Raw genomic sequence first — 23,015 nt, 5'->3', positions numbered from 1 at the left:
GTAGAGACGGGGCAAGGGGGCTCCGCCCTCGGTGCCGGGAAAGCGGCGCACGAGGGCAGGGGGTATCTCGGAGCGGTGCAAGAAGGGCGGGTCCTCCCCCTCACCCCCGCCGGATAACCTCGTCCCATGAGCAGGCCTCTGACCTTCGACCCGCCCCCCGGCGCCCGTGCCTACGCGCTGCGTACCGCGCGCGGCGAGTTCGCCGTCGTCGACGCCTCCGCCGGCGCCGAGCCGAAGGGGACTGTTCTGCTGCTGCCCGGGTTCACCGGCAGCAAGGAGGACTTCATCTCGACGCACGAGCCACTCGCCGCGCGCGGATACCGCACCGTCGCCGTCGACGGCCGCGGCCAGTTCGAGTCCCCCGGCCCCCGCGACGACGAATCGGCGTACGCGCAGAGCGAGTTGGCGCAGGACGTGCTCGCACAGGCGGCAGCCGTAGGCACCCCCGTGCACCTCGTCGGCCACTCGCTCGGCGGCCAGATCGCCCGAGCCGCCGTCCTCCTCGACCACACCCCGTTCGTCTCCCTGACCCTCATCTCCTCGGGCCCCGCCGAGATCTCCGGGCCCCAGCAGCAGCGCGCGAAACTGCTCCGGGACGCGCTCGCCGTGATGAGCATGGCCGAGGTCTGGGAGGCCATCCAGGCCATGGACGACCCACAGGCGGGCGGCGGCGACCTCGACTCGGTGGACGCCGTGGACGCCGGGCTCGACGACCGCGAGGATCTGCGCCGCCGCTGGATGGGCAACAGCCCGGCCCAACTCGTCGCCACGGGGCGCCAGTTGTGCACCGAGCCGGACCGGGTGGCGGAACTCGCCGCCGTACCACTGCCCTTCCATGTGCTGTCCGGCGCCGAGGACGGCACCTGGGCCATCCCGCTCCTCGACGACATGGCCGTACGACTGCACGCGCACCGGACCGTCATCGACGGCGCCGAGCACTCCCCCAACACGGACCGCCCGCTGGAGACGGCCCGCGCCCTGGCCGATTTCTGGGACACCATCAGTCAGTAGCCATCAGCCGACAGCAGGCGACTCAGTACTGCGTCTGAAGGTGCTCCCAGAACCCGTCCCGCAGCGCCCGTCTCAGCTCGGCCTGTCCGCGCAGCGAGTACTGGAGCAGCCCCTCCGCCTCCACCAGGAGGTCCTGATCGACGGACCCGGGCAGATACGGATGCCCGGGCAGCAGCTCGACCAGTGACTCGCGCCCCCGCGCCGCCAGCCACTTCGCCGCGATCTGCGCGCCGACGAACCGTACGTCCTCGCGCGTGGGCCGCGTCCCGACCGACGCCTCGTAGGACGCGGCCGTGCGCCGGGCGACGTACGGCTTGAAGAAGTCGAGGTCGAACGTGCGCTGGCTGTCGACCTCCCAGAGCAGCGGCTCGGCCTGGTTGCGGCCCTCGGGCGCCTCGATGCCCCAGAGGTGGACCCGTGCCCCGTACCCCTGTGCCGCCTCGACCGCCGACACCAGGTCCTCGTCGCCGCCGATGAGGGCGGCGTCGCTGATGGCGCGGTGCCGGGCGAGTGACTCCAGGTCGGTCCGGATGAGTGAGTCGACGCCCTTCTGCTGGTTGTTGGCGTTGAGGTTGCCCAGGCGCACCTTCACATCGGGAAGTTCGGCGATCGACTGCTGCTCGATGGTGTGGATGCGGCGCCGGGCACCGTCGTACCAGTAGACGCGCAGCAGTCGGCTGTCCGCGAAGATCGTGCGGGCCTTGTCGATGAGCGCCTCGATGAGACCTTCCGCGTCCAGTTCGTAGCTGCGGCGGTCCTCGGTCCCGGCGACGAGCCGGCCCGCCGCCGCGTACAGATATCCGGCGTCGACGAAGATCGCATGTGTCGAGGGCGTCTTCGCCACCTCGGCGAGCATGCGATGGAGCAGCTCGTTCGTACGGTCGAGGCGGGCGCTCAGCTCCGCGTGATCGTCGTGGTCGTCGTTGTTCATATACCTCCATTGTCTCGGCGGTCACGCTTCGAACACAACCGGTCCCGGTCAGTCTCCTGAATGCCGTCTATGCGACTTTTACCCGGAGGTAGTTAGACGTTCGAAAAATTTCTTTAGCGTAGGGAATGTTCGTAACACTCACGTAGTTGAGTACTACGTAACCAAGTAGTTCTCCTCAGGAGGATGACCAGACGAAGGGAGAAGCCCATGCGCTTCGAAATCATGCGTCTTGACGACGTCGACGGCACCCCCGTCGACAGTACGGTCGTGGACGCCGCCTCCGTCAACCGGATCGTGCAGCAAGCAGCCGCCATAGGGCAGCGCCTCTGGATCCGCCCGGCCGAGACCTCGGCCTCATAACGCGCGACCTGCGCGGATGACGCTCGCGGACGACGAGCAGACTTCAGAACCCCCGTACGGCACCGAAGCCGTACGGGGGTTCTGCGTATCAGCTCTGCTGGACCACCTGGGTGACCCCGTTGATGATCTGCTGCACGGCGATCGCGGAGAGCATCATCCCCGCGAGCCGGGTCACCAGGACCACACCCCCGTCCTTGATGACGCGGATGATCAGCAGCGAGTACCGCATCACCACCCACAGCACGACATGGACGGCCAGGATCGCCGCCCACACCGACACCTGCATGGCCACACCGTCCGCCTTCTGCACGGCCAGGATGACCGACACGATCGCACCGGGCCCGGCCAGCAACGGCATGCCGAGCGGTACGAGGGCGACGTTCACGTCCTTGGTCTGCTTGGGCTCGTCCGTCTTGCCGGTGAGCAGGTCGAGGGCGATCAGCAGGAGCAGCAGCCCGCCCGCGATCATCAGGGCGGGCACGGAGACATGCAGATAGTCCAGGATCCGATGCCCGAGCAGCCCGAACACGGTGATCACACCACCGGCCACACAGACGGCCTGGAACGCCATCCGCTTCTGCACGCGGGCCGGGCGCCCGGGGTGAGCGCGAGAAAGATCGGGGTGATCCCAGGGGGATCCATGATCACGAAGAGGGTGAGGAAGAGCGAGCCGAAGACAGCGACGTCGAACATGGGTGAGGGAGCCTTGCGTAGGTACGGGGAAGGGGGGCGCGGACGACCGTCACACTCCGCCGGTCCCCGGCACCGGGAACGCCCCGGTGGCCCGCCGAGTGATCTCCCCGTACACCTCGGGGTCCGTCGTGTACTCCCCGAGCACACAGGTCTTCCGGCTGCCGTGGTAGTCGGAGGAGCCGGTGGCCAGCAGCCCCAGCTCCGCCGCGAGGCCGCGCAGCCGCGCGCGGGTCGCCGGTTCGTGGTCCATGTGGTCGACCTCGATGCCGTCGAGCCCGGCGGCGGCCAGCTCCGCGATCGCGGACTCCGGCACCGTCCGTCCCCGCTTGCTCGCGGCCGGGTGCGCGAACACGGCCACGCCGCCGGCCCCCTTGATCAGCCGCAGCGCCTCGAAGGGGTCGGTCTCGTGCTTCGGTACGTAGGCCCGGGCGCCGTCGGCCAGCCAGTCCCCGGTGAAGGCGTCGTTCACGGTGGGTACGACGCCCAGCTCGACCAGCGCCGTCGCGACATGCGGCCGGCCCACGGAACCGTCACCGGCGATCCGCAGGACCTGCTCCCAGGTGATGGGCACACCCAGCTCCTGGAGCTTGGCCACCATGCCCTGGGCACGCGGCACCCGGTCGTCCCGCACCAGCTCCCGCTCGGCGAACAGCGCGGGCTCCTCGGGATCGAACAGGTAGGCCAACATGTGCATGCTGATCCCGTCGAGCCGACAGGACAGCTCGGCCCCGGTCACCAGCGTGAGCCCGGCGGGCAGCGCGGCGATCGCCTCGGCGTATCCCCGGGTCGTGTCGTGATCGGTCAGCGCGACGACGTCCAGCCCGGCAGCACCAGCGTTACGCACCAACTCGGCAGGCGTGTCCGTACCGTCGGACGCAGTGGAGTGGCAGTGCAGATCGATGCGCACGGTGCGAACTCCAGCAAGTGACGGTGCCAAGGGGGACGCCTCAGCATAACTGGCCGCCTTTTAGGGGCGCGGGGAACTGCGCGACAAGCCCCCACCGGCCCGCACGCAACAACGAACCCAGGCACCCCGAACCCAGCAGAGCGCTAAGGCTGAAGCAACCGAGGCGACAACGCCCCGCAGGGAACCAACTCCACCTCAGCCCCCGCATCCCGCAAATCCGTAAGCACCAGCTCGTCATACATCAGCAACCCCGACTGCTCGGGCCACACAACCGCCCACAACCACAGCCCGAGCGCCTCCCCCGCGAACACCGCCCGATCATCGGGCCCACCGGTGACATGCCACAACGGAGTAGGCCGCCCCGCAGCCAACACCTTCGCCTCAGCCGGCTTCTCGACGTTCATGTACGGCCCCGGGTCGGGCCCGTCGATCCCCGCGTACCGCGCACCGAGCCCGACACCGAGCTCCTCCGCGACCAGGATCAGCTCACCCATGCCCCCGAGCGGGCCGGGGCCCGAACAGGCCACCGCCGTCGCACGGCCACCACTTCTGTCGTCACCCGCGCAGCCCACGCCCGTGAAGAGCCAGCCGACCGGCAGCGGCCACGGCATCCACACCGGAACCTGCGTGCGATGCACGACGACACTGAGGGCCTCGACGCTGGGCGGGATCACGGGCTGCAGCGGATGCACCGTCCCGTGCGCATCACACTGCCAGGAGTCGGCAAAGAGTCCGGGAGCCCTGACCCGGCCACCACACTTCGGGCAACTGGGTTCGCCCCTCATAGGGCCCCACGGTCCTCCCCGTCCTTCCTCCCGTCAAGGACGATCACCCGTCCGGAGTGACACGTTTCCACCGTTTCCACCAGGTGAAATTAGATGTAGCTTGCATTAATTAGCAACTCTAACTTACTATGTGCATACACCAACCATCTCCCGGGGAGCAGACATGAACAGCAGCACGGGAGGCACCGAAAGCCTCCTCCGGCAGCCGAAGGCCGTCTGGGCGACCGCCGGCGCGTCCGTCGTCGCCTTCATGGGCATCGGGCTGGTCGACCCGATCCTGCCGTCCATCGCCAAGGGCCTGGACGCCACGGCCGGCCAGGTCTCCCTGCTCTTCACCTCGTACTTCCTGATCACCGCCGTGGCCATGCTGGTCACCGGCTTCGTCTCCAGCCGCATCGGCGGCCGCAAGACCCTGCTGCTCGGCCTCGCGTTCGTCGTGGTCTTCGCGGGTCTGGCCGGCACCTCGGGCTCGGTCGCCGAACTGGTCGGCTTCCGGGCGGGCTGGGGCCTCGGCAACGCGCTCTTCGTCTCGACGGCCCTCGCGGTCATCGTCGGCGCGGCGGCCGGCGGCAGCGCGGCGGCGATCCTGCTGTACGAATCCGCCCTGGGCCTCGGGATGGCGTGCGGCCCCCTGGTGGGCGCGCTGCTCGGCAACGCCAGCTGGCGCTACCCCTTCTTCGGCACCGCGTTCCTGATGGCAATCGGCTTCCTGTGCATCACGGTGTTCCTGAAGGAGCAGCCGAAGCCCGCCCGGAAGACCTCACTGCTCGACCCGGTCAAGGCGCTCGGCCACGGCGGTCTGGCCTCGGCCGCGATCTCGTCCTTCTTCTACAACTACACGTTCTTCACCGTGCTGGCCTTCACCCCGTTCGTGCTCGACATGACGCCCTACAAGTCAGGGGCCGTGTTCTTCGCCTGGGGTGTGCTGCTGGCCGTCTCCTCGGTGCTGGTCGCCCCGCGGTTGCAGCGGCGGTTCGGATCGCTGACGGTGCTGGGTGGCTCGCTGGTGCTGCTCGCCGTCGATGTCCTGGTCCTCGGCTACGGCAGCCACACCACTGCCGTCGTCTGCACGGTGCTGTCCGGTGCGTTCATCGGTGTGAACAACACGGTGTACACAGAGCTGGCGCTGGGGGTATCGGACGCGCCGCGGCCGGTGGCGAGCGCGGGGTACAACTTCGTGCGGTGGTTCGCGGCGGCTGCGGCGCCGTTCTTCGCGCCGAAGATCGAGGGGTGGACGGACGTGCACATGCCGTTCGTGGTGGCGGCGGTTACGGCTGTGCTCGGTGCGGTGGTGGTTGTTGTGCGGAGGAAGTCGCTGACGCGCGAGGTGGAGGAGCTGGAGGTTCGGCACGCTGCGGAGGACGGTGTTGGCGTCTTTGCTGGCTGAGCACGGTGGTTTGTCCGCAGGCCGGTGGGGGCTTGTCGCGCCCGCGCGGCGGAGCCGCAAATAGATACAGCCCCGCGCCCCTAAAAGCTAAAGGCAGGGCGTTGCCCAACTGGTGGTTTCCAAGGGGCCGTTGGTGATGTCCGTCACTCCGGAGTCGGATGTGAGGGTCAGTCCAGGGGGACGGACTTGCGGGACGGGTCCCGTAGGTCCGTTCCGTTTGTGAGCCAGCGTTCCTGGAGGGCCTGGGCGCCGTGAACGCGTTTCCAGGCGGCCTCGTTCGGGGTCATCGGGAGCAGGGGCAGGAAGCGGACGGGATCCAGGGGCTCGTCCAGCTCCAGGTCCTCGATCAGGCCGCCCGGCTCGGCGACGAGGACCGAGGTGAAGGGCGCCCCGGGCCACAGCGGCTCGCCGACGTCGAGCGAGGCACCGGGGGCCACGATCACCCCCTCGACCTGCGGGGACGCGGCGAGGACGGCGAGCGGGCGCAGCACCTTGTCGGTGTCGGCGAGGCCGGCCCGGACGGAGATGACCAGTTCGGCGCGCGGGCCCTTCACCGGGTCGGCGAGGACCGCCGTGGGGTCCGCCATCGGCTGCGCGGACATGCCGAGCGTGGCGTAGCGGACGATCTCCCCGTCCCCCCCGTCCCGGTCCTGGCCCTGGAAACGCAGCACCTCGACACGATCCGTACCGAGGAAGGTGACCGCGGCGCGCGCGTCCGGTTCGCCCAGCGTCGTACGCAACCGGGCCTCGACCAGAGGAAGAACATCAGCCATGCGGCGAGCATAGAACTCGTCAGTTGCGGGCAAACGCGCACCTTGACAGTTCCGTCGGCTGTTACCCTAGGCCGAGTCCGGGCAGCACGCAGATGGGGGTACCACCCAGGCCTTTAAGGCACTGGGGGAGTCGCGATCAAGTCCCGACACCTACGAAGTTCCCCTTAGGGGGCTCCCCTTGAAGGGGAATGATCGTCCCTCACGAGGGACCGGCCGGAGGAGGTGGGGCTGCAATGGATCGAAGTCATCCGTGCAGTAGCACCCGCTCTTCCGCCCGCTGATGTAGTTGCTCCGGCTGTTACCGCTGGGCTGTCACCTCTCGCATTCGCGTCATCGCGGAAGAGCACTTGGTTTCGTTTTGCCCGATCCATGTGATCTGAGTCAGTTCTGAATCAGTAGCGAAGCTCACCACCGCGACGGTGCGGTGCTCCCCGCTTTGTGGACGTGCCAAACATCCTCAGTCAGGACGTCCCCATTCCGGGCAGTTCCAACCGTTGACGGCGGTCTTTCGTTGCGTGTCGCGAAGGAGCCTGCCAATGTCGATGATCCACAACCTGCGTGCCGCGGTCCGCCCGTCCCGTCCCTCCCTGCGCAAGGACGGCGGCAGCTACGACACCACCCGCGACCCCTCGACGCCCTCGGCCGTCGTCGACTGCGCCGTCTACCGCGACGGCGCCCGGGTCGACAACCCGAGCACCTCGAAGACGCCGACGCCGCACGAGGCGATGCGCAAGGTGCGCCGTGACGGCGGCTTCGTGTGGATCGGGCTGCACGAGCCGACGGAGGCCGAATTCTCCGGTATCGCCAGCGAGTTCGGGCTCCACCCGCTCGCCGTCGAGGACGCGATCCAGGCCCACCAGCGGCCCAAGCTGGAGCGGTACGACGACACGCTCTTCACCGTCTTCAAGACCATCCACTACGTCGACCACGCCGAACTCACCGCGAACAGCGAGGTCGTGGAGACCGGCGAGGTGATGTGCTTCACCGGACGGGATTTCATCATCACCGTCCGGCACGGCGGCCAGGGCTCCCTGCGCGCGCTGCGCCACCGTCTCCAGGACGACCCCGAGCTGCTCGCCAAGGGCCCCTCAGCCGTGCTGCACGCCATCGCCGACCATGTCGTGGACGGCTATGTCGCGGTCGCGGACGCCATGCAGGACGACATCGACGAGGTCGAGACGGAGGTGTTCTCGCCGGGCCGCAAGGGCACCCCGCGCGGTACCGACGCCGGCCGGATCTACCAGCTCAAGCGGGAGGTCCTGGAGTTCAAGCGGGCCGTCTCGCCGCTGCTGCGGCCCATGCAGCTGCTGAGCGAGCGCCCGATGCGGCTGATCGACCCCGACATCCAGAAGTACTTCCGCGATGTCGCCGACCACCTGGCCCGGGTCCAGGAGCAGGTGATCGGCTTCGACGAGCTGCTCAACTCGATCCTCCAGGCCAACCTCGCACAGGCGTCCGTCGCGCAGAACGAGGACATGCGGAAGATCACGTCCTGGGCCGCGATCATCGCCGTACCGACGATGGTGTGCGGGGTCTACGGCATGAACTTCGACTACATGCCCGAGCTGCACTGGAAGTTCGGCTACCCCGTCGTCATGACGGTCATGGTGGGCCTCTGCTTCGGCATCCACCGCACGCTGAAGCGGAACGGCTGGCTGTGACGGGGGCTGGTGGCGGCGGGCTTCGTCGTTACGCTCTGCCCATGACTGACACTCTGCTCGACCGGGCCCTCGTCGAGGAGGCCACCAAGAAGTCCGGGCTCATCTGGGTCAAGGGCAACGGCGTGCCCGCGCTGCACGTCGGGGGCCACGGCATCCCGGCCCGGGCGATGTGGCACGTCTGGCACGAGGGTGGGGCCGTCCTGGTCGGCGACGGGCCCGGTGAGCAGCCGCTGCCGGGGCTCACCGAGGGGGCGGAGGCGGAGGTCACCGTCCGCAGCAAGGACAAGGGCGGGCGGCTCGTCACCTGGTCGGCGACGGTCGTGGAGCTGGCGCCTGACTCCCCCGAGTGGGAGGCCGCTGTCGCGGAGCTGAAGGGGAAGCGGTTGAACGCGCCCGACGGTGAGGGGATGACTTTGCGGTGGGCGCGGGAATGTCGGGTGGTGCGGTTGGTTCCGCGCGCGGGGGGCACGCGCCCTCTGCCGGAGGGGTCGTTGGCCGCGCCGCCGCTGCCTACGCCTGCGACGACTCGGGAGCCGATCCCTGCGGGGTTGCCGCGGCTGCTGTTCCGGAAGCGGCGGGGTAGGTAGTTCGTTCGCCTGCCGGCCGGTGGGGGCTGGTCGCGCAGTTCCCCGCGCCCCTTTGGGGGCGCAGCCCCCAAACCCCCTCAGGACGACGGCAACTGCTGCCCGTAGTCCACCGTCTCGTTCTTCTTCGGTTCCTCCAGGGCGAAGTCCTTGCCCCAGTCGCTCAGGAGGAGGGTTCCGGCGCCTCCCGCGCGGACCAGGCGCAAGGGGTACGGGGAGCCCTCCAGGGAGACGTCCAGGGTGCCGCCTGAGCCCTCGTCGCCGGTGATGCGGATGGTGCGGATGCCCGACTGCTTGTGGTGGCCGTCCGTCGCGAGGCTGCCGTGGAGGGTGAGGAGGCCGTCCAGGAGGACGTCCTTGTCGGTGAAGCCGCTGAACTTCTTGTACGAGGGGTCGCCCGTGGGCACCTTCACGAACAGGCCCCCGAGCTTCTCGGCGGCCGCCGCGTCCGCCTTGCTGTCCTCGCCCTTGCCGCTGTCCTCGTGGCTCCAGAACGCGGCGTCGGCCTTCAGGAACAGGTGCTCCCCGACCCGCAGCAGCCGGAACGTCGCCCCCTTCGAGGTGACCGAGCCGGTGCCGCCGTCGTCCTTGAGACGCATGTCCAGGGTGTACGTCGTGCCGTTGGTCACCACGGTTCCGGAGAGCCGTACGGCGTCGGCGGACTCGGCTGCCGTACGGGTCTTCGTCTGGATGGTGTCGGCGGGCAGCTTGCCGACCCCGTTGGTGCCCTCGTCCGGATCCGAGCTGCATCCCGTGAGTCCTGTCCCCGTCACGACCAGGGCGCACATCGCGCCCACCAGTCCGGCGCTGCGGGTACGGCCACGGGGAATCGCAGACACAGGTGGGGCTGCCTCTCGTACGGGTGTCCTGAGGGGTGTGGACGGCAGCGTACCGGTGCTGTCGGGGCCCGGCGGAGCCAGTCCGTCCGGACCCCCCACCAGGGCGGACCCGAACCGGACGGGCTAGCCTGAAGCGCATCCGAGCAGGCAATTCGGATACCTGGGGACACAGTCCGACGCGCTTCCCGCAGCGCACACCGAGACAGGAGGCACGGTATGGCGGCGGCCTCTGCCCGTGTCTTCGTCTCGCACCTCGCCGGTACGGCCGTCTTCGACCCGAACGGCGACCAGGTGGGCCGGGTGCGCGACCTCGTCGCCATGCTGCGCGTCAGCCACCGCCCGCCCCGGCTGCTCGGCCTCGTCGTCGAACTCACCACCCGGCGCCGCGTCTTCATGCCCATGACCCGCGTCACCGGCATCGAGTCAGGACAGGTCATCACGACGGGCGTGCTGAACGTCCGGCGCTTCGAACAGCGCCCCACCGAACGGCTCGTCCTCGGCGAGCTCCTCGACCGGCGGGTCACCCTCAACGAGACCGGCGAGGAGGTCACCGTCCTGGATGTGGCGGTACGACAGCTGCCGGCCCGCCGGGACTGGGAGATCGAGCGGGTCTTCGTACGGAAGAAGGGCCGCGGCGGAGCCTTCCGGCGCAACACCGGCGAGACGCTGACCGTCGACTGGTCCGCCGTCACCGGGTTCTCCCTGGAGGAGGACGGACAGGGCGCCGAGAGCCTCCTCGCCACCTTCGAGCAGCTGCGCCCCGCCGACCTCGCCAACGTCCTGCACCACCTGTCGCCGAAACGGCGCGCCGAGGTGGCCGCCGCCCTCGACGACGACCGGCTGGCCGACGTACTCGAAGAGCTGCCCGAGGACGACCAGATCGAGATCCTCGGCAAGCTCAAGGAGGAGCGCGCCGCCGACGTCCTGGAGGCGATGGACCCCGACGACGCCGCCGACCTGCTCGGCGAGCTGCCCGAGGACGACCAGGAGCGCCTACTGAGCCTGATGCAGCCCTCCGACGCGGCCGACATGCGCCGGCTGATGGCGTACCGCGAGGACACGGCGGGCGGGCTGATGACGACCGAGCCGATCGTGCTGCGCCCTGACGCGACCGTCGCCGACGCGCTGGCCCGGATCCGCGAACCCGACCTCTCCCCCGCGCTCGCCGCCCAGGTGTACGTGTGCCGCCCGCCGGACGAGACGCCGACCGGCAAGTACCTGGGCGCGGTCCACTTCCAGCGGCTGCTGCGCGACCCCCCGTACACCCTGGTCGGCTCGCTCGTCGACGACGACCTGCAGCCGCTCTCCCCGGACGCCGAACTGCCGGTCGTCGCCGGGTTCTTCGCGACGTACGACATGGTGGCGGCGCCGGTGGTCGACGAGAGCGGGTCGCTGCTCGGCGCGGTGACCGTGGACGACGTACTCGACCACATGCTGCCCGAGGACTGGCGGGAGACGGAGTTCCACCTCGACGAAGCCGTTCCCTCGGCCGGGGAGGACGGTGCCCATGACTCCTGAGCGCGAGTCCGGTACGCGCGAGCGCGCGGCCACCGGTGCCACCGCGACCGGGCGCTCCCGGGTCCGGCTCGACCAGCCGCGCGCCCCTCGCCGCCGGCTGCTGCCCGAGTACGACCCCGAGGCCTTCGGACGGCTGTCCGAACGCATCGCGCGATTCCTCGGCACCGGGCGGTTCATCGTCTGGATGACGGTCGTCATCATCCTGTGGGTGCTGTGGAACGTGAGCGCCCCGCGTGACCTGCGCTTCGACCACTACCCGTTCATCTTCCTGACGCTGATGCTGTCCCTCCAGGCGTCCTACGCGGCCCCGCTGATCCTGCTCGCGCAGAACCGGCAGGACGACCGTGACCGCGTCAACCTCGAACAGGACCGCAAGCAGAACGAGCGGTCGATCGCCGACACCGAGTACCTGACCCGCGAGATCGCCTCGCTGCGCGCCGGGCTCGGCGAGGTCGCGACCCGGGACTGGATCCGCTCCGAGCTTCATGACCTGGTCAAGGAGCTGGAGGAACGGTACGAAGAGCGGTACGCGGACGGGCATCCCAAGCACCGTCCCGACCGCCATCCCGGCGGACCCGGCATATTCCCGGCAGAACGGCCGCGGGGGCGTGACGTAGAAGACCGGTGACGGGCTTCCCGGGGGCCGTGTGCGGCGCCGTACCATCGTGGTTATGGCTACGGAAGACGCGGTGCGTGAAGCACTGGCGACGGTGAACGACCCCGAGATCCAGCGACCCATCACCGAACTGGGGATGGTGAAGTCGGTGGTCGTCGGCGCGGACGGGGCGGTCGCGGTCGCGGTGTACCTGACGGTCTCCGGCTGCCCGATGCGCGACACGATCACGAAGAACGTGACGGAGGCGGTCTCGCGGGTCGAGGGTGTCACGCGCGTCGACGTCGAACTGGACGTCATGAGCGACAACCAGCGCAAGGATCTGGCGTCCGCCCTGCGCGGCGGCCAGGCCGAGCGCGAGGTCCCCTTCGCCAAGCCGGGCTCCCTCACGCGTGTGTACGCGGTCGCGTCCGGCAAGGGCGGTGTCGGCAAGTCGTCGGTCACCGTCAACCTGGCGGCGGCGATGGCGGCCGACGGCCTCAAGGTCGGCGTGGTCGACGCGGACATCTACGGCCACAGCGTGCCGCGCATGCTGGGCGTGGAGGGCCGTCCGACCCAGGTCGAGAACATGATCATGCCGCCGTCCTCGCACGGCGTGAAGGTCATCTCCATCGGTATGTTCACCCCGGGCAACGCCCCGGTCGTCTGGCGCGGCCCGATGCTCCACAGGGCCCTCCAGCAGTTCCTGGCGGACGTGTACTGGGGCGACCTGGACGTCCTGCTCCTGGACCTCCCGCCGGGCACGGGCGACATCGCCATCTCCGTCGCCCAGCTGGTCCCGAACGCCGAGATCCTCGTCGTGACGACGCCCCAGCAGGCGGCGGCCGAGGTGGCCGAGCGCGCGGGCGCCATCGCCGTCCAGACCCACCAGAAGATCGTCGGCGTGGTCGAGAACATGGCCGGCCTGCCCTGCCCGCACTGCGGCGAGATGGTCGACGTCTTCGGCACGGGCGGCGGCCAGACCGTCGCCGACGGCCTCACCCGCACCACCGGGGCAACGGTCCCGGTCCTCGGCTCCATCCCCATCGACGTCCGCCTCCGAGAGGGCGGCGACGACGGCACACCGGTCGTCCTGTCCGACCCGGACTCCGCGGCGGGCGCGGCCCTCCGCGCCATCGCAGGCAAGCTGGGAGGCAGGCAGCGGGGCCTGTCGGGCATGTCGCTGGGCATCACCCCACGGAACAAGTTCTAACGGGGGGCGAGCGGGGGGGTGGCTTTTGGCTTTTAGGGGCGCGGGGAACTGCGCGATCAGCCCCCACCGGGCCCGCAGTCGCCACGCACCTGAACCCCCACAGCGAAGGGGCGCCGCAAACAAACGGCGCCCCAAAACCTCACGCGTACACGCCAATATCCTTGATCACGGCGAAGCCAAGACCGTACGCACTCATCCCCCGCCCATACGCCCCCACGTGCACCCCCTCCTGAGTCGACCCGGCCAGCACCCACCCGAACTCGGACTCCCGGTAGTGGAACGGCGTAGGCACCCCGTCCACCGGCAGGGACAACGTGGACCAGTCGGACCCGCCGAGATCGTCCGCGAGGACCCACGCCGTCTCGGTCTGCTGGTCGAGCCAGTCGTCCCGCAGGGTGTGGTCCATCTGCCCGGGCCAGGTGAAGGACAGCAGCCCCACCCCGGCCAGCCAGGCCGCCGACGACACCGAGGTGGCCTCCAGCAGCCCCGTCCCGTCCGCACTGCGCCGTACGGGGTTCGCGGCCACGGTGACGACCACCGCGAACCGCTCCTTGTCCTCCCCCATGGCCTCGTGCCGTACGGAGGGTTCGTCGCCGTGCCCGATCGAACCGTGCTCGACGGCACCGTCGGCCGCCGTACCCACCTGCATCAGCCAGCGCGGTCCCGTGAAGGCCTCGTCGAGGCCATACCAAGGGAAGGGCGCCAGCAGATAGCCGTCAACCGTGCGCCGGGCGGAGGGGACCTGTTGTCCGCCCTCCGCGGCCGGCGCCTGTGCGCCCACCCGACTTGTCGTCTCCATGTACCCGGACGCCTCCTCGTTCTCGTCGGCCCGGACGGCCCGCCCCCCTTCGGGCGTACTCGTCCGGTCCCACAACAACTCGGCAGCATAGCCACACCGCTCCGAGCAGCAGGGAAAGCGCCCGGCGCGTAGGCCGCGCAGACGTCCGGATCGGGCCGTCCGAGGCCCAGTCGGAGTATGAATCACGTCACGCGCACACGGACATGTGCACGCAGGAGTACGACGGTCAGGTGGCGTCCGCGTCGTAGGGCGGGCGCTCGTCCGCCTCGGGCTTCTTCGTCATGTCGACGGTGCCGCCGGAAGTACCGGAGGAGGACGCCGAAGAGGAGGACGAGTCGGCGTCGCGGCCGTGAACCGCGTCCGTGACCTCGGCCATCTCCTTCTTCAGGTCGAAGCCGTTGCGGATCTCCTTGAGCCCCAGCTCGTCGTTGTCCAGCTGCTTGCGGATGAACGTCTTGGGGTTCAGGTCCTCGAACTCGAAGTCCTTGAACTCCGGGCCCAGTTCCTGGCGGATGTCCTGCTTCGCGCCCTCCGAGAACTCCCGGATCTTGCGGATGGTGCGCGTGACGTCCTGGATCATCTTCGGAAGCTTCTCCGGACCGAAGACGAGCACAGCGAGGAGCACGAGCGTCACCAGCTCGAGCGGTCCTATGTCATTGAACACCTGAAGCTCCTTGCGAGTCCTCGGTCCTCGGCCCTCGGTGGTCCGTGCGGTCTTCGCGGTCTTCCGTGGTCCGGGCCGGTTCCACGGTACCCGGCCATCCTGTCCCACCGGTACCGTCCGGGGGCCGAAGAGTGCGTGTACGCGACCGGTTTTCCGCGATGTTTGCCTAGTCGGAGGCGGTGCGGGCCCGCCACCTGTGACGTTTCTGTCAGTTGCCGGCAGACGAGCCGAGGACGAGGGAGATCGTCCGTTCCCTGCCGCCGCGCACCAGGGACAGTTCCAGCCGGTCGCCGGGGCGGTGGGCGCGGATCTTGACGATCAGTTCCTCGCCGGAGTGGACGCGCCGCCCGTCGACCTCGGTGATGATGTCGCCGGCCCCCAGGCCCGCCCGGTCGCCGGGGCCGCCGGTGGTGACCGCGGGCCCGCCGTCGTTGCCCTCGGTGCCGACGCGCGCTCCGTCGCCGGAGTAGTCCATGTCAAGGGTGACGCCGATGACGGGGTGGGTCGCCTTCCCGGTGTTGATCAGTTCCTCGGCGACGCGTTTGCCCTGGTTGATGGGTATGGCGAAGCCGAGCCCGATCGACCCGGACTGTGCGCCGTCCAGCCCCGAGGCGCTGTCGGCGGAGCGGATCGCGGAGTTGATCCCGACGACCCTGGCTCGGGCGTCGAGCAGCGGCCCGCCGGAGTTGCCCGGGTTGATGGGCGCGTCGGTCTGCAGCGCGTCGACGTACGACACGTCGCTGCCGTCCCCGCTCCCGCCCCCGGCGGTGATGGGCCGTTCCTTGGCGCTGATGATGCCGGAGGTGACGGTGTTGGCGAGGTCGAAGGGGGCTCCGATGGCGACGACGGGGTCGCCCACCACCACGTTGTCGGAGTTCCCGAGGACCACCGGCTGGAGCCCGTCGACGTCGCTCACCTTGACGACGGCCAGGTCGTATCCGCTGTCCCGTCCGACGACCTCGGCCTCGGCGGTCTCGCCGCCGCTGAAGGTCACGGTTATCGCGCCGTCGGCACCGGCGGGTTCGACGACGTGGTTGTTGGTGAGGATGTGTCCCCGGCCGTCGAGCACGAACCCGGTGCCGGTGCCCTCGGCCTCGTCGCCGCGCACATGCAGGGTCACCACGCTGGGCAGCGCACGCGCGGCGATCCCGGCCACGCTGTCCGGGGCCCGCCCGACGGCCTCGTCGCTCGCGGCCTGCGGCAGCTGGATCCGCTCACCGTCCCCGCCGTGCCGCTCCAGATACGACCCGACGGCGCCCCCGACACCTCCGGAGAGCAGCGCGATCAGCACGGCCCCGACCACCAGCCCACGCTTCCGCGCCCCGGGCCGGGCATCGGCGGACGCGGCTCCGTTCTGCTGGAGAGGCTGGAGGGACTGTAGGGGCGAGGCCGACCAAGGGTCGTAGCGCTGCCAGGGGTTGGGTCCGGAGCCGGTCTCGGGAGGGGCGGGAGGCGCGGCAGGAGCCTCGGGTACGTCGGACACGTCTTCCGGTACCTCGGACAGCCCCGGGGGCGTCAGCGGCCCCGGTACGGCCGTGCCGTGCGCCGGGGTCATCGCGGGGTGCTGGACCGGCGGAGCGGGCGCCCAGGGGCCGGGATGGCCGTAGGGCGGGGTGCTGTAGGGATCGGGGTCGTGGAGGGGCTGCGGCGGTCCGGGCGGAAGGTCCCGCTGGGCGGCAGACGCGGCTTCAGGTACCCCAGGTGCTCCGGACGCGTCCGACGCTCCAGGCACCGTCGCGGGCGGCGGCAACTCGAAGTCGCCGTCACCGGCGACCCCCGCCACAACCTCTGCGGAAGCCACACCCTCCTCGGAGAACAGCCGCGCCTCGGCGGCCAAACCCCGCTCGGAGGTCGAGCCCCGCTCGGAGGTCGAATCCCGCTCGGAAGCCGAGCCCCCCTCGGCGGCCGGAACCTCCTGGCCGGAAACCGACGCCTCCTGACCCGGCGGCGCCGACTCCCCCTGAGGCCGGTTCCACCACTTGGCCTTCGCGGGCTTCCCCTCGTTCATGCTCTCCCCACACCTGGCCCGCTGTTGTGCGGCCCGCACCTCGGATTCAACCAGGTTCGTGGGGTCAGCGGACGGTGTCCGTGGAGGAAGGGGACGGTGAGGGGGACGAGTCGGGCGCCGGTGCCATGAGCAGGCCCTGGACGGCCACCTCGGGCGCCGTCGACCAGGAGGTCAGGGCGACCTGCGGGGCCTCCAGCGGGCGTATCAGCGGGGACAGCACCGCGGCGGCGGCCACGACGGGCGTGGTCAGCGGATGCATGGCCTCGCGCTCCCGGCCCCCGGAGGCCGGTGCCGGCACGCCGGGCAGCAGCGGCGCGGACGCCCCTGTCGACGCCACGGGCGCCTGCCCGAACGTCCCCTGCCCGAACCCCTGCGAGAGCAGCGGACCGACCGAGCGGCGCCGCTGGCTGTCGGGAGCCGTCGCGGCTCCCCCGCCCTGCGGACGCATCGGCGTCACATTGCTGCCCCCGGAGGTGCCTCGGGCCTCTGTCGTGTCACCGGGAACGCCCGTCGACACCCCGCCCAGCGCGATCGCGGCCAGCGACACCGCACCGGCGGCGGCGAACGCGAACCGCAGGCCGCGCGAGGACGAGCGGTCGGCGTCGTGACGGCCGACGTCATGGATACGGAAACCCCGGCCGGGGGCGGACGACGGGAGGACGGAGGTGTGCGGCCGGGCCGGGACGTACCCGAACCCTTCGCCTCTCACCCCGAAGACTCCTGAGCCGGCTCCTGGACCCCCGGGGAACGCGGAAAGCCCGTCGGTGAACCCTCCCCCGCCCAGCGGTGAGCCGCCGGAGTCGGAATCACCTCCGCCGGGCAGGCCCTGGAGGCGGGCCAGGAAGCTCTCGGACGGAGGTGGCGGGGCCATCTCCGCGAAGACGTTCTTCAGACGGCGCTGTGCGTCGGCCTCCGACTTGCACTTCGGACAGGTGGCCAGATGCGCCAGGACGCGTTCACGCGTCTCATGACCGAGTTCTCCGTCCACAAGGGCGGAGAGGCGGTCTCCCAGATGCTGCTCTGCCAGACGACGCTCGGCAGAGTACGGCCGCGATCCACTCACGCGCTCGCGCCCCCTCCTCCCAGCGCGGCCACCCGTGGCACCGCGAAGCGGCGCTCGGCACGGGCCTCCGGAGAGCGGTGCGCGAGGGCCTTGCGGAGCTGGGAGCGGCCTCGGTGGATACGGGAGCGGACGGTGCCGAGCTTCACGCCGAGAGTCGCGGCGATCTCCTCGTACGACAGTCCCTCGATGTCGCACAGGACGACGGCGGCGCGGAACTCGGGCGCGAGGGTGTCCAGCGCCTGCTGGACGTCCGCGTCGAAGTGCGCGTCGTTGAAGACCTGCTGCGGGGACGGCTCACGGCTGGGCAGGCGCTCGGCCGCGTCGTCGCCGAGGGCGTCGAAACGGATGCGCTGCTTGCGGCGGACCATGTCCAGGAAGAGGTTGGTGGTGATGCGGTGCAGCCAGCCCTCGAAGGTGCCGGGCGTGTACGTCGACAGCGAGCGGAAGACGCGGACGAAGACCTCCTGTGTGAGGTCCTCGGCGTCGTGCTGGTTGCCTGTGAGGCGGTATGCCAGGCGGTAGACACGGCCGCTGTGCGTGCTGACGATCTCCTCCCACGTGGGCGGAGTCCACGCCTGCCCGTCCGCGTCGGTGGAGAAGGTCGCGGTCTGGGCTCGGTCAGCGGCGTGGCTGGGGTCAGCAGCAGTGTTGTTCACGGATTTCGGCCTGCCCGCTGATCCGAGAAGACGCCGGAGCGCTCCTCCCCGATCCACAGGTGCAGCCGCACCTCCCCTGTCGGCTCTGGTGGTGACCAGTGGAGCCCCTACCATAGCCACCTCGCCCGTTAGCTCCGGATAAGCGGTTTTACGAGAAATTGATCTGTGCTGATACGGCTCGGCGGGCCGCGTGAGCACCTGTCCCGCGTCCTCTGCGTACCCTGCGTTCTCAGCCTTCTCGGTGTGCTGGTCCATCCGCTTGTCCCCCTGGTCCTCAGCCTGTCTGTCCCACCTCGTCCCGCACCCCTCTAAACGCCCGGTCCCATCTGCGGGTTCCCGGCAGCAACGGATACAGTCACGCCCAGGCAACTGCGGGGACAGGAGAGGGTCATTACCGGCAACCGGCAGACGAGCTGGGCGTTCGCCGACGCCTTTGTCGCCGAGGACGAAGCACTGCGCTGGGCCCGTGACCGGGCCCGCGAGGCAGGGCTGCGCTCGGTGGCGCCCAGCACGGGCGCCGCGCTACGGCTGCTGGCCGCCTCCGTGGACGCGAAGTCGGTGGCGGAGATCGGGACCGGGACGGGCGTCTCGGGCATGTACCTCCTGCAGGGCATGCGCGCGGACGGGGTCCTGACGACGGTCGACCCCGAGCCCGAGCACCAGCAGTTCGCGCGCCAGGCCTTCCGTGCGTCCGGCTTCGCCAGCAACCGCGCCCGCTTCATCCCGGGCCGCGCCCTGGACGTGCTGCCCCGGCTCGCGGACGCCGGCTACGACCTCGTGTTCTGCGACGGCGACCGGCTGGAGAGCCTCGACTACCTAGCTGAATCGTTGCGTCTGCTCCGTACGGGTGGCCTGGTGGTCTTCGAGGGCGTCTTCGCCAACGGCAGGACGGTCGATTCGGGGCCCCAGCCCACCGAGGTCATACGGCTGCGGGAGCTGCTGCGCGCGGTGCGCGAGAGCCAGGAGCTGGTGTCGTCCCTGCTGCCCGTGGGCGACGGTCTGCTGTGCGCGGTCAAGCGCTGAGAGCGGATTCCAGGTCAGCGGCCGGGACAGAACAGTGCCCCGGCACCGTGTGTTCACGGTGCCGGGGCAGCTGAAAGGGTATGGACGCGTCCGCGCGTCAGCCGACGACCTTCTTGAGGGCATCGCCCAGCGCGTCGGCCTCGTCAGGGGTCAGCTCGACGACGAGTCGACCGCCGCCTTCGAGCGGAACGCGCATGACGATGCCCCGCCCCTCCTTTGTCACCTCGAGCGGGCCATCGCCCGTCCGCGGCTTCATGGCCGCCATGCTCGTTCCCCTTCCTGAAACCAGCTCATCGTCGCCGACGGCCCCTTAGGAGGGCACGCCCATCCCCTCATGGGACGAACGTCACCGGCATCGAACACATTGCTTCCAAGCCATTATCCCGCATCTCAGGACCCTATGACCAACATCAGTCGGCATCGCTTGGGCAACGCGCGCGATCAAAACCACTCAATTCGCCGATGTGGCTGCGATACTTCGCCGCCGCGCGGACTCGCGCCGACGCCGGACGGACGGGAATTCTTTGACGCAGGTCACATGACCGGCCCTCTCCTGAGACCGCGATCTCCGCCATGCTGTCCTGCGACGACCGAGCCGCGACACCCACCGGAGGGGACCCCCATGGCCGACACCGTGCTCTACGAGGTGCACGACGGACTGGCGACGATCACGCTGAACCGCCCCGAGGCGATGAACGCGCTGAGCATCGCGACCAAGGTCGCACTCCGGGAGGCGGTCCAGGCGGCGGCCACGGACGGCGCCGTACGGGCGGTGCTGCTGACCGCGGCCGGGGACCGGGCATTCTGTGTGGGCCAGGACCTCAAGGAGCACATCGGGCTTCTGGCGGCCGATCGCGAGGCCGGCACGGGTCAGACCATGACGACGGTCCGCGAGCACTACAACCCCATCGTGCGGGCTCTGACGGGCATGCCCAAGCCGGTGGTGGCGGGCGTGAACGGCGTCGCGGCCGGGGCCGGCTTCGGTTTCGCGCTCGCCGCCGACTACCGGGTCGTCGCGGACACGGCGGCCTTCAACACGTCGTTCGCGGGCGTGGCGCTGACCGCCGACTCGGGCGTCTCCTGGACGCTCCCGCGCGTGGTCGGCCCCGGGCGCGCCGCGGACCTGCTTCTGTTCCCGCGCAGCATCAAGGCGCAGGAGGCGTACGAGCTGGGTATCGCGAACCGGGTCGTCCCCTCGGCGGACCTGCGGGCCGAGGCCGAGAAGACGGCACGCGCCCTGGCCGACGGCCCGACAGTGGCGTACGCGGCCCTCAAGGAGGCCGTGGCCTACGGCTTCTCCCACTCCTTGGAGGAGACCCTGGAGAAGGAGGACGAACTCCAGGCACGCGCGGGCGCGTCGGAGGACCACGCGATCGCGGTGCAGGCGTTCGTCAACAAGGAGAAGCCGAAGTACTTGGGGCGGTGAGTTGGGAGCTGCGGGTCCGGTGGGGGCTGGTCGCGCAGTTCCCCGCGCCCCTTAAGGGGCGCTTCTCGCGACGCACGTCGCCAAGTGGTCGTCGACCAGTCCGCACGCCTGCATCAAGGCATATGCCGTCGTCGGGCCCACGAAACGCAGGCCCCGCTTCTTCAGGGCCTTCGAGAGGGCCGTGGACTCAGGGGTGACCGCGGGGACGTCGGCGAGGGTCTTGGGGACGGGGCGGGTGGCCGGGTCCGGGGCGTGGGACCAGATCAGCTCGTCCAGTTCCCCGGGGGCCCAGTCCGCGAGCACGCGCGCGTTGGCGATCGTCGCGTCGATCTTCGCGCGGTTGCGGATGATGCCGGCGTCGGCGAGGAGCCGTTCGCGGTCGGCGTCCGTGAAGACCGCGACGGAGGCGATCCTGAAGCCGGCGAAGGCGGTACGGAAGCCCGGCCGGCGGCGCAGGATGGTGATCCACGAGAGGCCGGACTGGAAGGCCTCCAGGGAGAGCCGTTCGAAGAGGGCCTCGTCGCCGTGGACCGGACGCCCCCACTCCTCGTCGTGGTACGCGACGTAGTCCTCCGTGGAGAGCGCCCAGGGGCAGCGCAGAGCGCCGTCGGGCCCGGCGAGGGCCTCGCCGGGCCCGGCGCTCACTGCTCGCTCCCCTGGGCCGGCTTGTCCATGGCGACCCGCGACGCGGCCTGGGCGCCGGACAGCGCGGACTCCAGGTCGGCGATACGGGCGTCCCGCTCGGCGAGTTCGGCACCGAGGCGGGTGAGCGCGTCGTCGACGTCCGACATGCGGTAGCCACGGGCGGCGACCGGGAAGCGGAGGGACTCGACGTCGCCGCGGTCGACCGGACGGTCGAGCGGCAGCGGGTCCTCGAGCCGCTCGGGCGCGGCCTCCGGCAGGACGGCGTTCTCGCCGCCGCCCACCACGGCCAGCGTCACCGCGGCGACCACGACGGCGAGCGCGACGACCAGGAACAAGAACATCAACATCGCTGGTTCCCCATGGATTTCGGATGGATCGGAAGAAGCAGGTGCATCGTGCGGACCGGTGGATCGGGTGGATCGGGTGGATCGGACCGATGGGCGGTGCCTCAGCCCAATGCGGCAGGGTCCGATCGTGCCATGCGAATCTGGCAGTCATGGCCGCAGGCGGCCGAATACCGGGAACGTACTAGGAGAGGTCACAGGCGATGCTCAGACTGGGCAGGCGTGAATTCGGCGCGCACGAGCCGGTGATCATGGCGATCGTGAACCGGACCCCGGACTCCTTCTACGACCAGGGAGCCACCTTCCGCGACGAGCCCGCGCTCACGCGCGTGGAACAGGCGGTGTCAGAGGGTGCTGCCATCATCGACATCGGCGGGGTGAAGGCGGGACCCGGCGAGGAGGTGACGGCGGCGGAGGAGGCGCGGCGGACGGTCGGCTTCGTGGCGGAGGTGCGGCGCCGGTTCCCCGACGTGGTCATCAGCGTGGACACCTGGCGGGCGGACGTGGGCGAGGCCGTGTGCGAGGCGGGGGCCGATGTGCTGAACGACGCGTGGGGCGGCGTCGATCCGCGGCTCGCGGAGGTCGCGGGGCGGTACGGGGTGGGGCTGGTGTGTACGCACGCGGGCGGTGCGGAGCCGCGGACCCGTCCGCATCGGGTGGAGTACGGGGATGTCATGGCCGACATCCTCGGGGTGACCGTCGGGCTGGCCGAGCGGGCGGTCGCGCTGGGGGTGCCTCGGGAGTCGGTGATGATCGATCCGGGGCACGACTTCGGGAAGAACACGCGGCACAGTCTGGAGGCGACTCGGCGGCTGGGGGAGATGGTGGAGACGGGGTGGCCTGTGCTGGTGTCGCTGTCCAACAAGGACTTCGTGGGTGAGACGTTGGACCGGCCGGTGAAGGAACGGCTGGTGGGGACGTTGGCGACGACGGCGGTGTCGATGTGGCTGGGGGCGCGGGTGTACCGCGTCCACGAGGTCGCGGAGACCCGCCAGGTCCTGGACATGGTGACGTCGATCGCGGGCCACCGCCCGCCGACCACCGCGACCTCAACCCGCTGGAACTCCTTCAGGTCGCTGTACCCAGTCGTGGCCATCGCGCGGCGCAGGGCGCCGAAGAAGTTCATCGAGCCG

The 23,015-nt window shown here is 70.1% G+C and carries 24 protein-coding genes and 1 pseudogene; 11 read left to right on the top strand and 14 right to left on the bottom strand.

The window, feature by feature from the left end; genetic code table 11:
- Window positions 1-126: 126 nt before the first annotated feature.
- The gene (locus tag ACWCRB_RS40280) at window positions 127-1,011 is read left to right on the top strand and encodes an alpha/beta fold hydrolase (RefSeq protein WP_451000803.1); all 885 of its coding nucleotides are present in this window, start codon (window positions 127-129) and stop codon (window positions 1,009-1,011) included.
- A gap of 22 nt (window positions 1,012-1,033) precedes the next feature.
- On the opposite strand, the gene ACWCRB_RS40275 is transcribed toward ACWCRB_RS40280, so the two are convergent.
- Window positions 1,034-1,942 carry an NYN domain-containing protein gene (locus ACWCRB_RS40275; protein ID WP_235475008.1) on the bottom strand — a complete coding sequence of 303 codons (909 nt, stop codon included), beginning with the start codon at window positions 1,940-1,942 and terminating at the stop codon, window positions 1,034-1,036.
- 207 nt (window positions 1,943-2,149) lie between these two features.
- Between ACWCRB_RS40275 and ACWCRB_RS40270 the strand changes: the two genes are divergently transcribed.
- On the top strand, window positions 2,150-2,302 hold the full coding sequence (locus ACWCRB_RS40270) for a hypothetical protein (RefSeq protein WP_107055985.1): 153 nt from the start codon (window positions 2,150-2,152) through the stop codon (window positions 2,300-2,302).
- Between the two features lie 88 nt (window positions 2,303-2,390).
- On the opposite strand, the pseudogene ACWCRB_RS40265 reads toward ACWCRB_RS40270, so the two are convergent.
- The 3 genes and pseudogenes from ACWCRB_RS40265 to ACWCRB_RS40255 form a co-directional block, all read right to left on the bottom strand.
- Window positions 2,391-2,995, bottom strand: a pseudogene (locus tag ACWCRB_RS40265) (MarC family protein).
- Window positions 2,996-3,044: 49 nt separating this feature from the next.
- Complete coding sequence (locus ACWCRB_RS40260) at window positions 3,045-3,902, bottom strand: PHP domain-containing protein (RefSeq protein ID WP_451000802.1); 858 nt, start codon at window positions 3,900-3,902, stop codon at window positions 3,045-3,047.
- Between the two features lie 143 nt (window positions 3,903-4,045).
- The gene (locus ACWCRB_RS40255) at window positions 4,046-4,687 is read right to left on the bottom strand and encodes a DUF6758 family protein (RefSeq protein ID WP_451000801.1); all 642 of its coding nucleotides are present in this window, start codon (window positions 4,685-4,687) and stop codon (window positions 4,046-4,048) included.
- Window positions 4,688-4,850: 163 nt separating this feature from the next.
- Between ACWCRB_RS40255 and ACWCRB_RS40250 the strand changes: the two genes are divergently transcribed.
- Complete coding sequence (locus tag ACWCRB_RS40250) at window positions 4,851-6,074, top strand: MFS transporter (RefSeq protein WP_451000800.1); 1,224 nt, start codon at window positions 4,851-4,853, stop codon at window positions 6,072-6,074.
- 167 nt (window positions 6,075-6,241) lie between these two features.
- Here ACWCRB_RS40250 and ACWCRB_RS40245 read toward each other — a convergent pair whose 3' ends face one another.
- Window positions 6,242-6,847 carry a suppressor of fused domain protein gene (locus ACWCRB_RS40245; protein WP_451000799.1) on the bottom strand — a complete coding sequence of 202 codons (606 nt, stop codon included), beginning with the start codon at window positions 6,845-6,847 and terminating at the stop codon, window positions 6,242-6,244.
- A 536-nt stretch (window positions 6,848-7,383) separates the two neighbouring features.
- Between ACWCRB_RS40245 and ACWCRB_RS40240 the strand changes: the two genes are divergently transcribed.
- Both ACWCRB_RS40240 and ACWCRB_RS40235 read left to right on the top strand, forming a co-directional pair.
- A complete protein-coding gene (locus tag ACWCRB_RS40240; RefSeq protein WP_451000798.1) occupies window positions 7,384-8,508 on the top strand; it encodes a magnesium and cobalt transport protein CorA in 1,125 nt (374 codons plus the stop codon).
- Between the two features lie 41 nt (window positions 8,509-8,549).
- Window positions 8,550-9,095: a hypothetical protein gene (locus ACWCRB_RS40235; RefSeq protein ID WP_451000797.1), complete on the top strand. Its 546-nt coding sequence runs from the start codon at window positions 8,550-8,552 to the stop codon at window positions 9,093-9,095.
- 77 nt (window positions 9,096-9,172) lie between these two features.
- Here ACWCRB_RS40235 and ACWCRB_RS40230 read toward each other — a convergent pair whose 3' ends face one another.
- On the bottom strand, window positions 9,173-9,880 hold the full coding sequence (locus ACWCRB_RS40230) for a hypothetical protein (RefSeq protein ID WP_451000805.1): 708 nt from the start codon (window positions 9,878-9,880) through the stop codon (window positions 9,173-9,175).
- A 267-nt stretch (window positions 9,881-10,147) separates the two neighbouring features.
- Here ACWCRB_RS40230 and ACWCRB_RS40225 point away from each other — a divergent pair, with 267 nt between their 5' ends.
- Genes ACWCRB_RS40225 through ACWCRB_RS40215 form a run of 3 tightly spaced genes read left to right on the top strand, consistent with a single transcriptional unit; the run spans window position 10,148 to window position 13,254 of the window.
- Window positions 10,148-11,449 carry a magnesium transporter MgtE N-terminal domain-containing protein gene (locus ACWCRB_RS40225; RefSeq protein ID WP_451000796.1) on the top strand — a complete coding sequence of 434 codons (1,302 nt, stop codon included), beginning with the start codon at window positions 10,148-10,150 and terminating at the stop codon, window positions 11,447-11,449.
- Window positions 11,439-12,077: a DUF1003 domain-containing protein gene (locus ACWCRB_RS40220; protein ID WP_451000795.1), complete on the top strand. Its 639-nt coding sequence runs from the start codon at window positions 11,439-11,441 to the stop codon at window positions 12,075-12,077. The genes ACWCRB_RS40225 and ACWCRB_RS40220 overlap by 11 nt, the downstream gene beginning before the upstream one ends.
- Window positions 12,078-12,120: 43 nt before the next feature.
- The gene (locus ACWCRB_RS40215) at window positions 12,121-13,254 is read left to right on the top strand and encodes an Mrp/NBP35 family ATP-binding protein (RefSeq protein WP_451000794.1); all 1,134 of its coding nucleotides are present in this window, start codon (window positions 12,121-12,123) and stop codon (window positions 13,252-13,254) included.
- Between the two features lie 139 nt (window positions 13,255-13,393).
- On the opposite strand, the gene ACWCRB_RS40210 is transcribed toward ACWCRB_RS40215, so the two are convergent.
- The 5 genes from ACWCRB_RS40210 to sigE all read right to left on the bottom strand — a co-directional run bounded on the left by ACWCRB_RS40210 (window position 13,394) and on the right by sigE (window position 18,558).
- Entirely contained in the window at window positions 13,394-14,053 is a 660-nt protein-coding gene (locus ACWCRB_RS40210; RefSeq protein WP_235475020.1) for a hypothetical protein, read from the bottom strand.
- A 226-nt stretch (window positions 14,054-14,279) separates the two neighbouring features.
- Window positions 14,280-14,717 (bottom strand): sec-independent translocase, encoded by a 438-nt coding sequence (locus ACWCRB_RS40205; protein ID WP_451000793.1) that lies wholly within the window; start codon window positions 14,715-14,717, stop codon window positions 14,280-14,282.
- Between the two features lie 208 nt (window positions 14,718-14,925).
- Window positions 14,926-16,725: a trypsin-like peptidase domain-containing protein gene (locus ACWCRB_RS40200; RefSeq protein ID WP_451000792.1), complete on the bottom strand. Its 1,800-nt coding sequence runs from the start codon at window positions 16,723-16,725 to the stop codon at window positions 14,926-14,928.
- Between the two features lie 64 nt (window positions 16,726-16,789).
- Window positions 16,790-17,788 (bottom strand): anti-sigma factor family protein, encoded by a 999-nt coding sequence (locus ACWCRB_RS40195; RefSeq protein WP_451000791.1) that lies wholly within the window; start codon window positions 17,786-17,788, stop codon window positions 16,790-16,792.
- A complete protein-coding gene (sigE, locus tag ACWCRB_RS40190) occupies window positions 17,785-18,558 on the bottom strand; it encodes an RNA polymerase sigma factor SigE (protein ID WP_235475024.1) in 774 nt (257 codons plus the stop codon). Before sigE ends, ACWCRB_RS40195 begins: the two co-directional genes overlap by 4 nt.
- A 210-nt stretch (window positions 18,559-18,768) precedes the next feature.
- Between sigE and ACWCRB_RS40185 the strand changes: the two genes are divergently transcribed.
- Window positions 18,769-19,467, top strand: a complete 699-nt coding sequence (locus tag ACWCRB_RS40185; RefSeq protein ID WP_451000804.1) for an O-methyltransferase — start codon at window positions 18,769-18,771, stop codon at window positions 19,465-19,467.
- A gap of 97 nt (window positions 19,468-19,564) precedes the next feature.
- On the opposite strand, the gene ACWCRB_RS40180 is transcribed toward ACWCRB_RS40185, so the two are convergent.
- Window positions 19,565-19,732 (bottom strand): DUF3117 domain-containing protein, encoded by a 168-nt coding sequence (locus ACWCRB_RS40180; RefSeq protein ID WP_003966491.1) that lies wholly within the window; start codon window positions 19,730-19,732, stop codon window positions 19,565-19,567.
- Window positions 19,733-20,089: 357 nt separating this feature from the next.
- Between ACWCRB_RS40180 and chcB the strand changes: the two genes are divergently transcribed.
- Entirely contained in the window at window positions 20,090-20,893 is an 804-nt protein-coding gene (gene chcB, locus ACWCRB_RS40175) for a 2-cyclohexenylcarbonyl CoA isomerase (protein WP_451000790.1), read from the top strand.
- Window positions 20,894-20,944: 51 nt separating this feature from the next.
- Here chcB and ACWCRB_RS40170 read toward each other — a convergent pair whose 3' ends face one another.
- Entirely contained in the window at window positions 20,945-21,538 is a 594-nt protein-coding gene (locus ACWCRB_RS40170) for a DNA-3-methyladenine glycosylase I (protein WP_451000789.1), read from the bottom strand.
- Complete coding sequence (locus tag ACWCRB_RS40165) at window positions 21,535-21,885, bottom strand: DivIVA domain-containing protein (protein ID WP_369034904.1); 351 nt, start codon at window positions 21,883-21,885, stop codon at window positions 21,535-21,537. The genes ACWCRB_RS40170 and ACWCRB_RS40165 overlap by 4 nt, the downstream gene beginning before the upstream one ends.
- A gap of 200 nt (window positions 21,886-22,085) precedes the next feature.
- On the opposite strand from ACWCRB_RS40165, the gene folP reads away from it, so the two are divergent.
- Window positions 22,086-23,015: dihydropteroate synthase (folP, locus tag ACWCRB_RS40160; protein WP_451000788.1), on the top strand; the 930-nt coding region annotated here is incomplete at its 3' end.

This window comes from Streptomyces sp. NPDC002156 (genome assembly GCF_053593675.1).
Note: the sequence above shows the minus strand (reverse complement) of the source record. Positions and strands in the feature narration are given on the sequence as shown.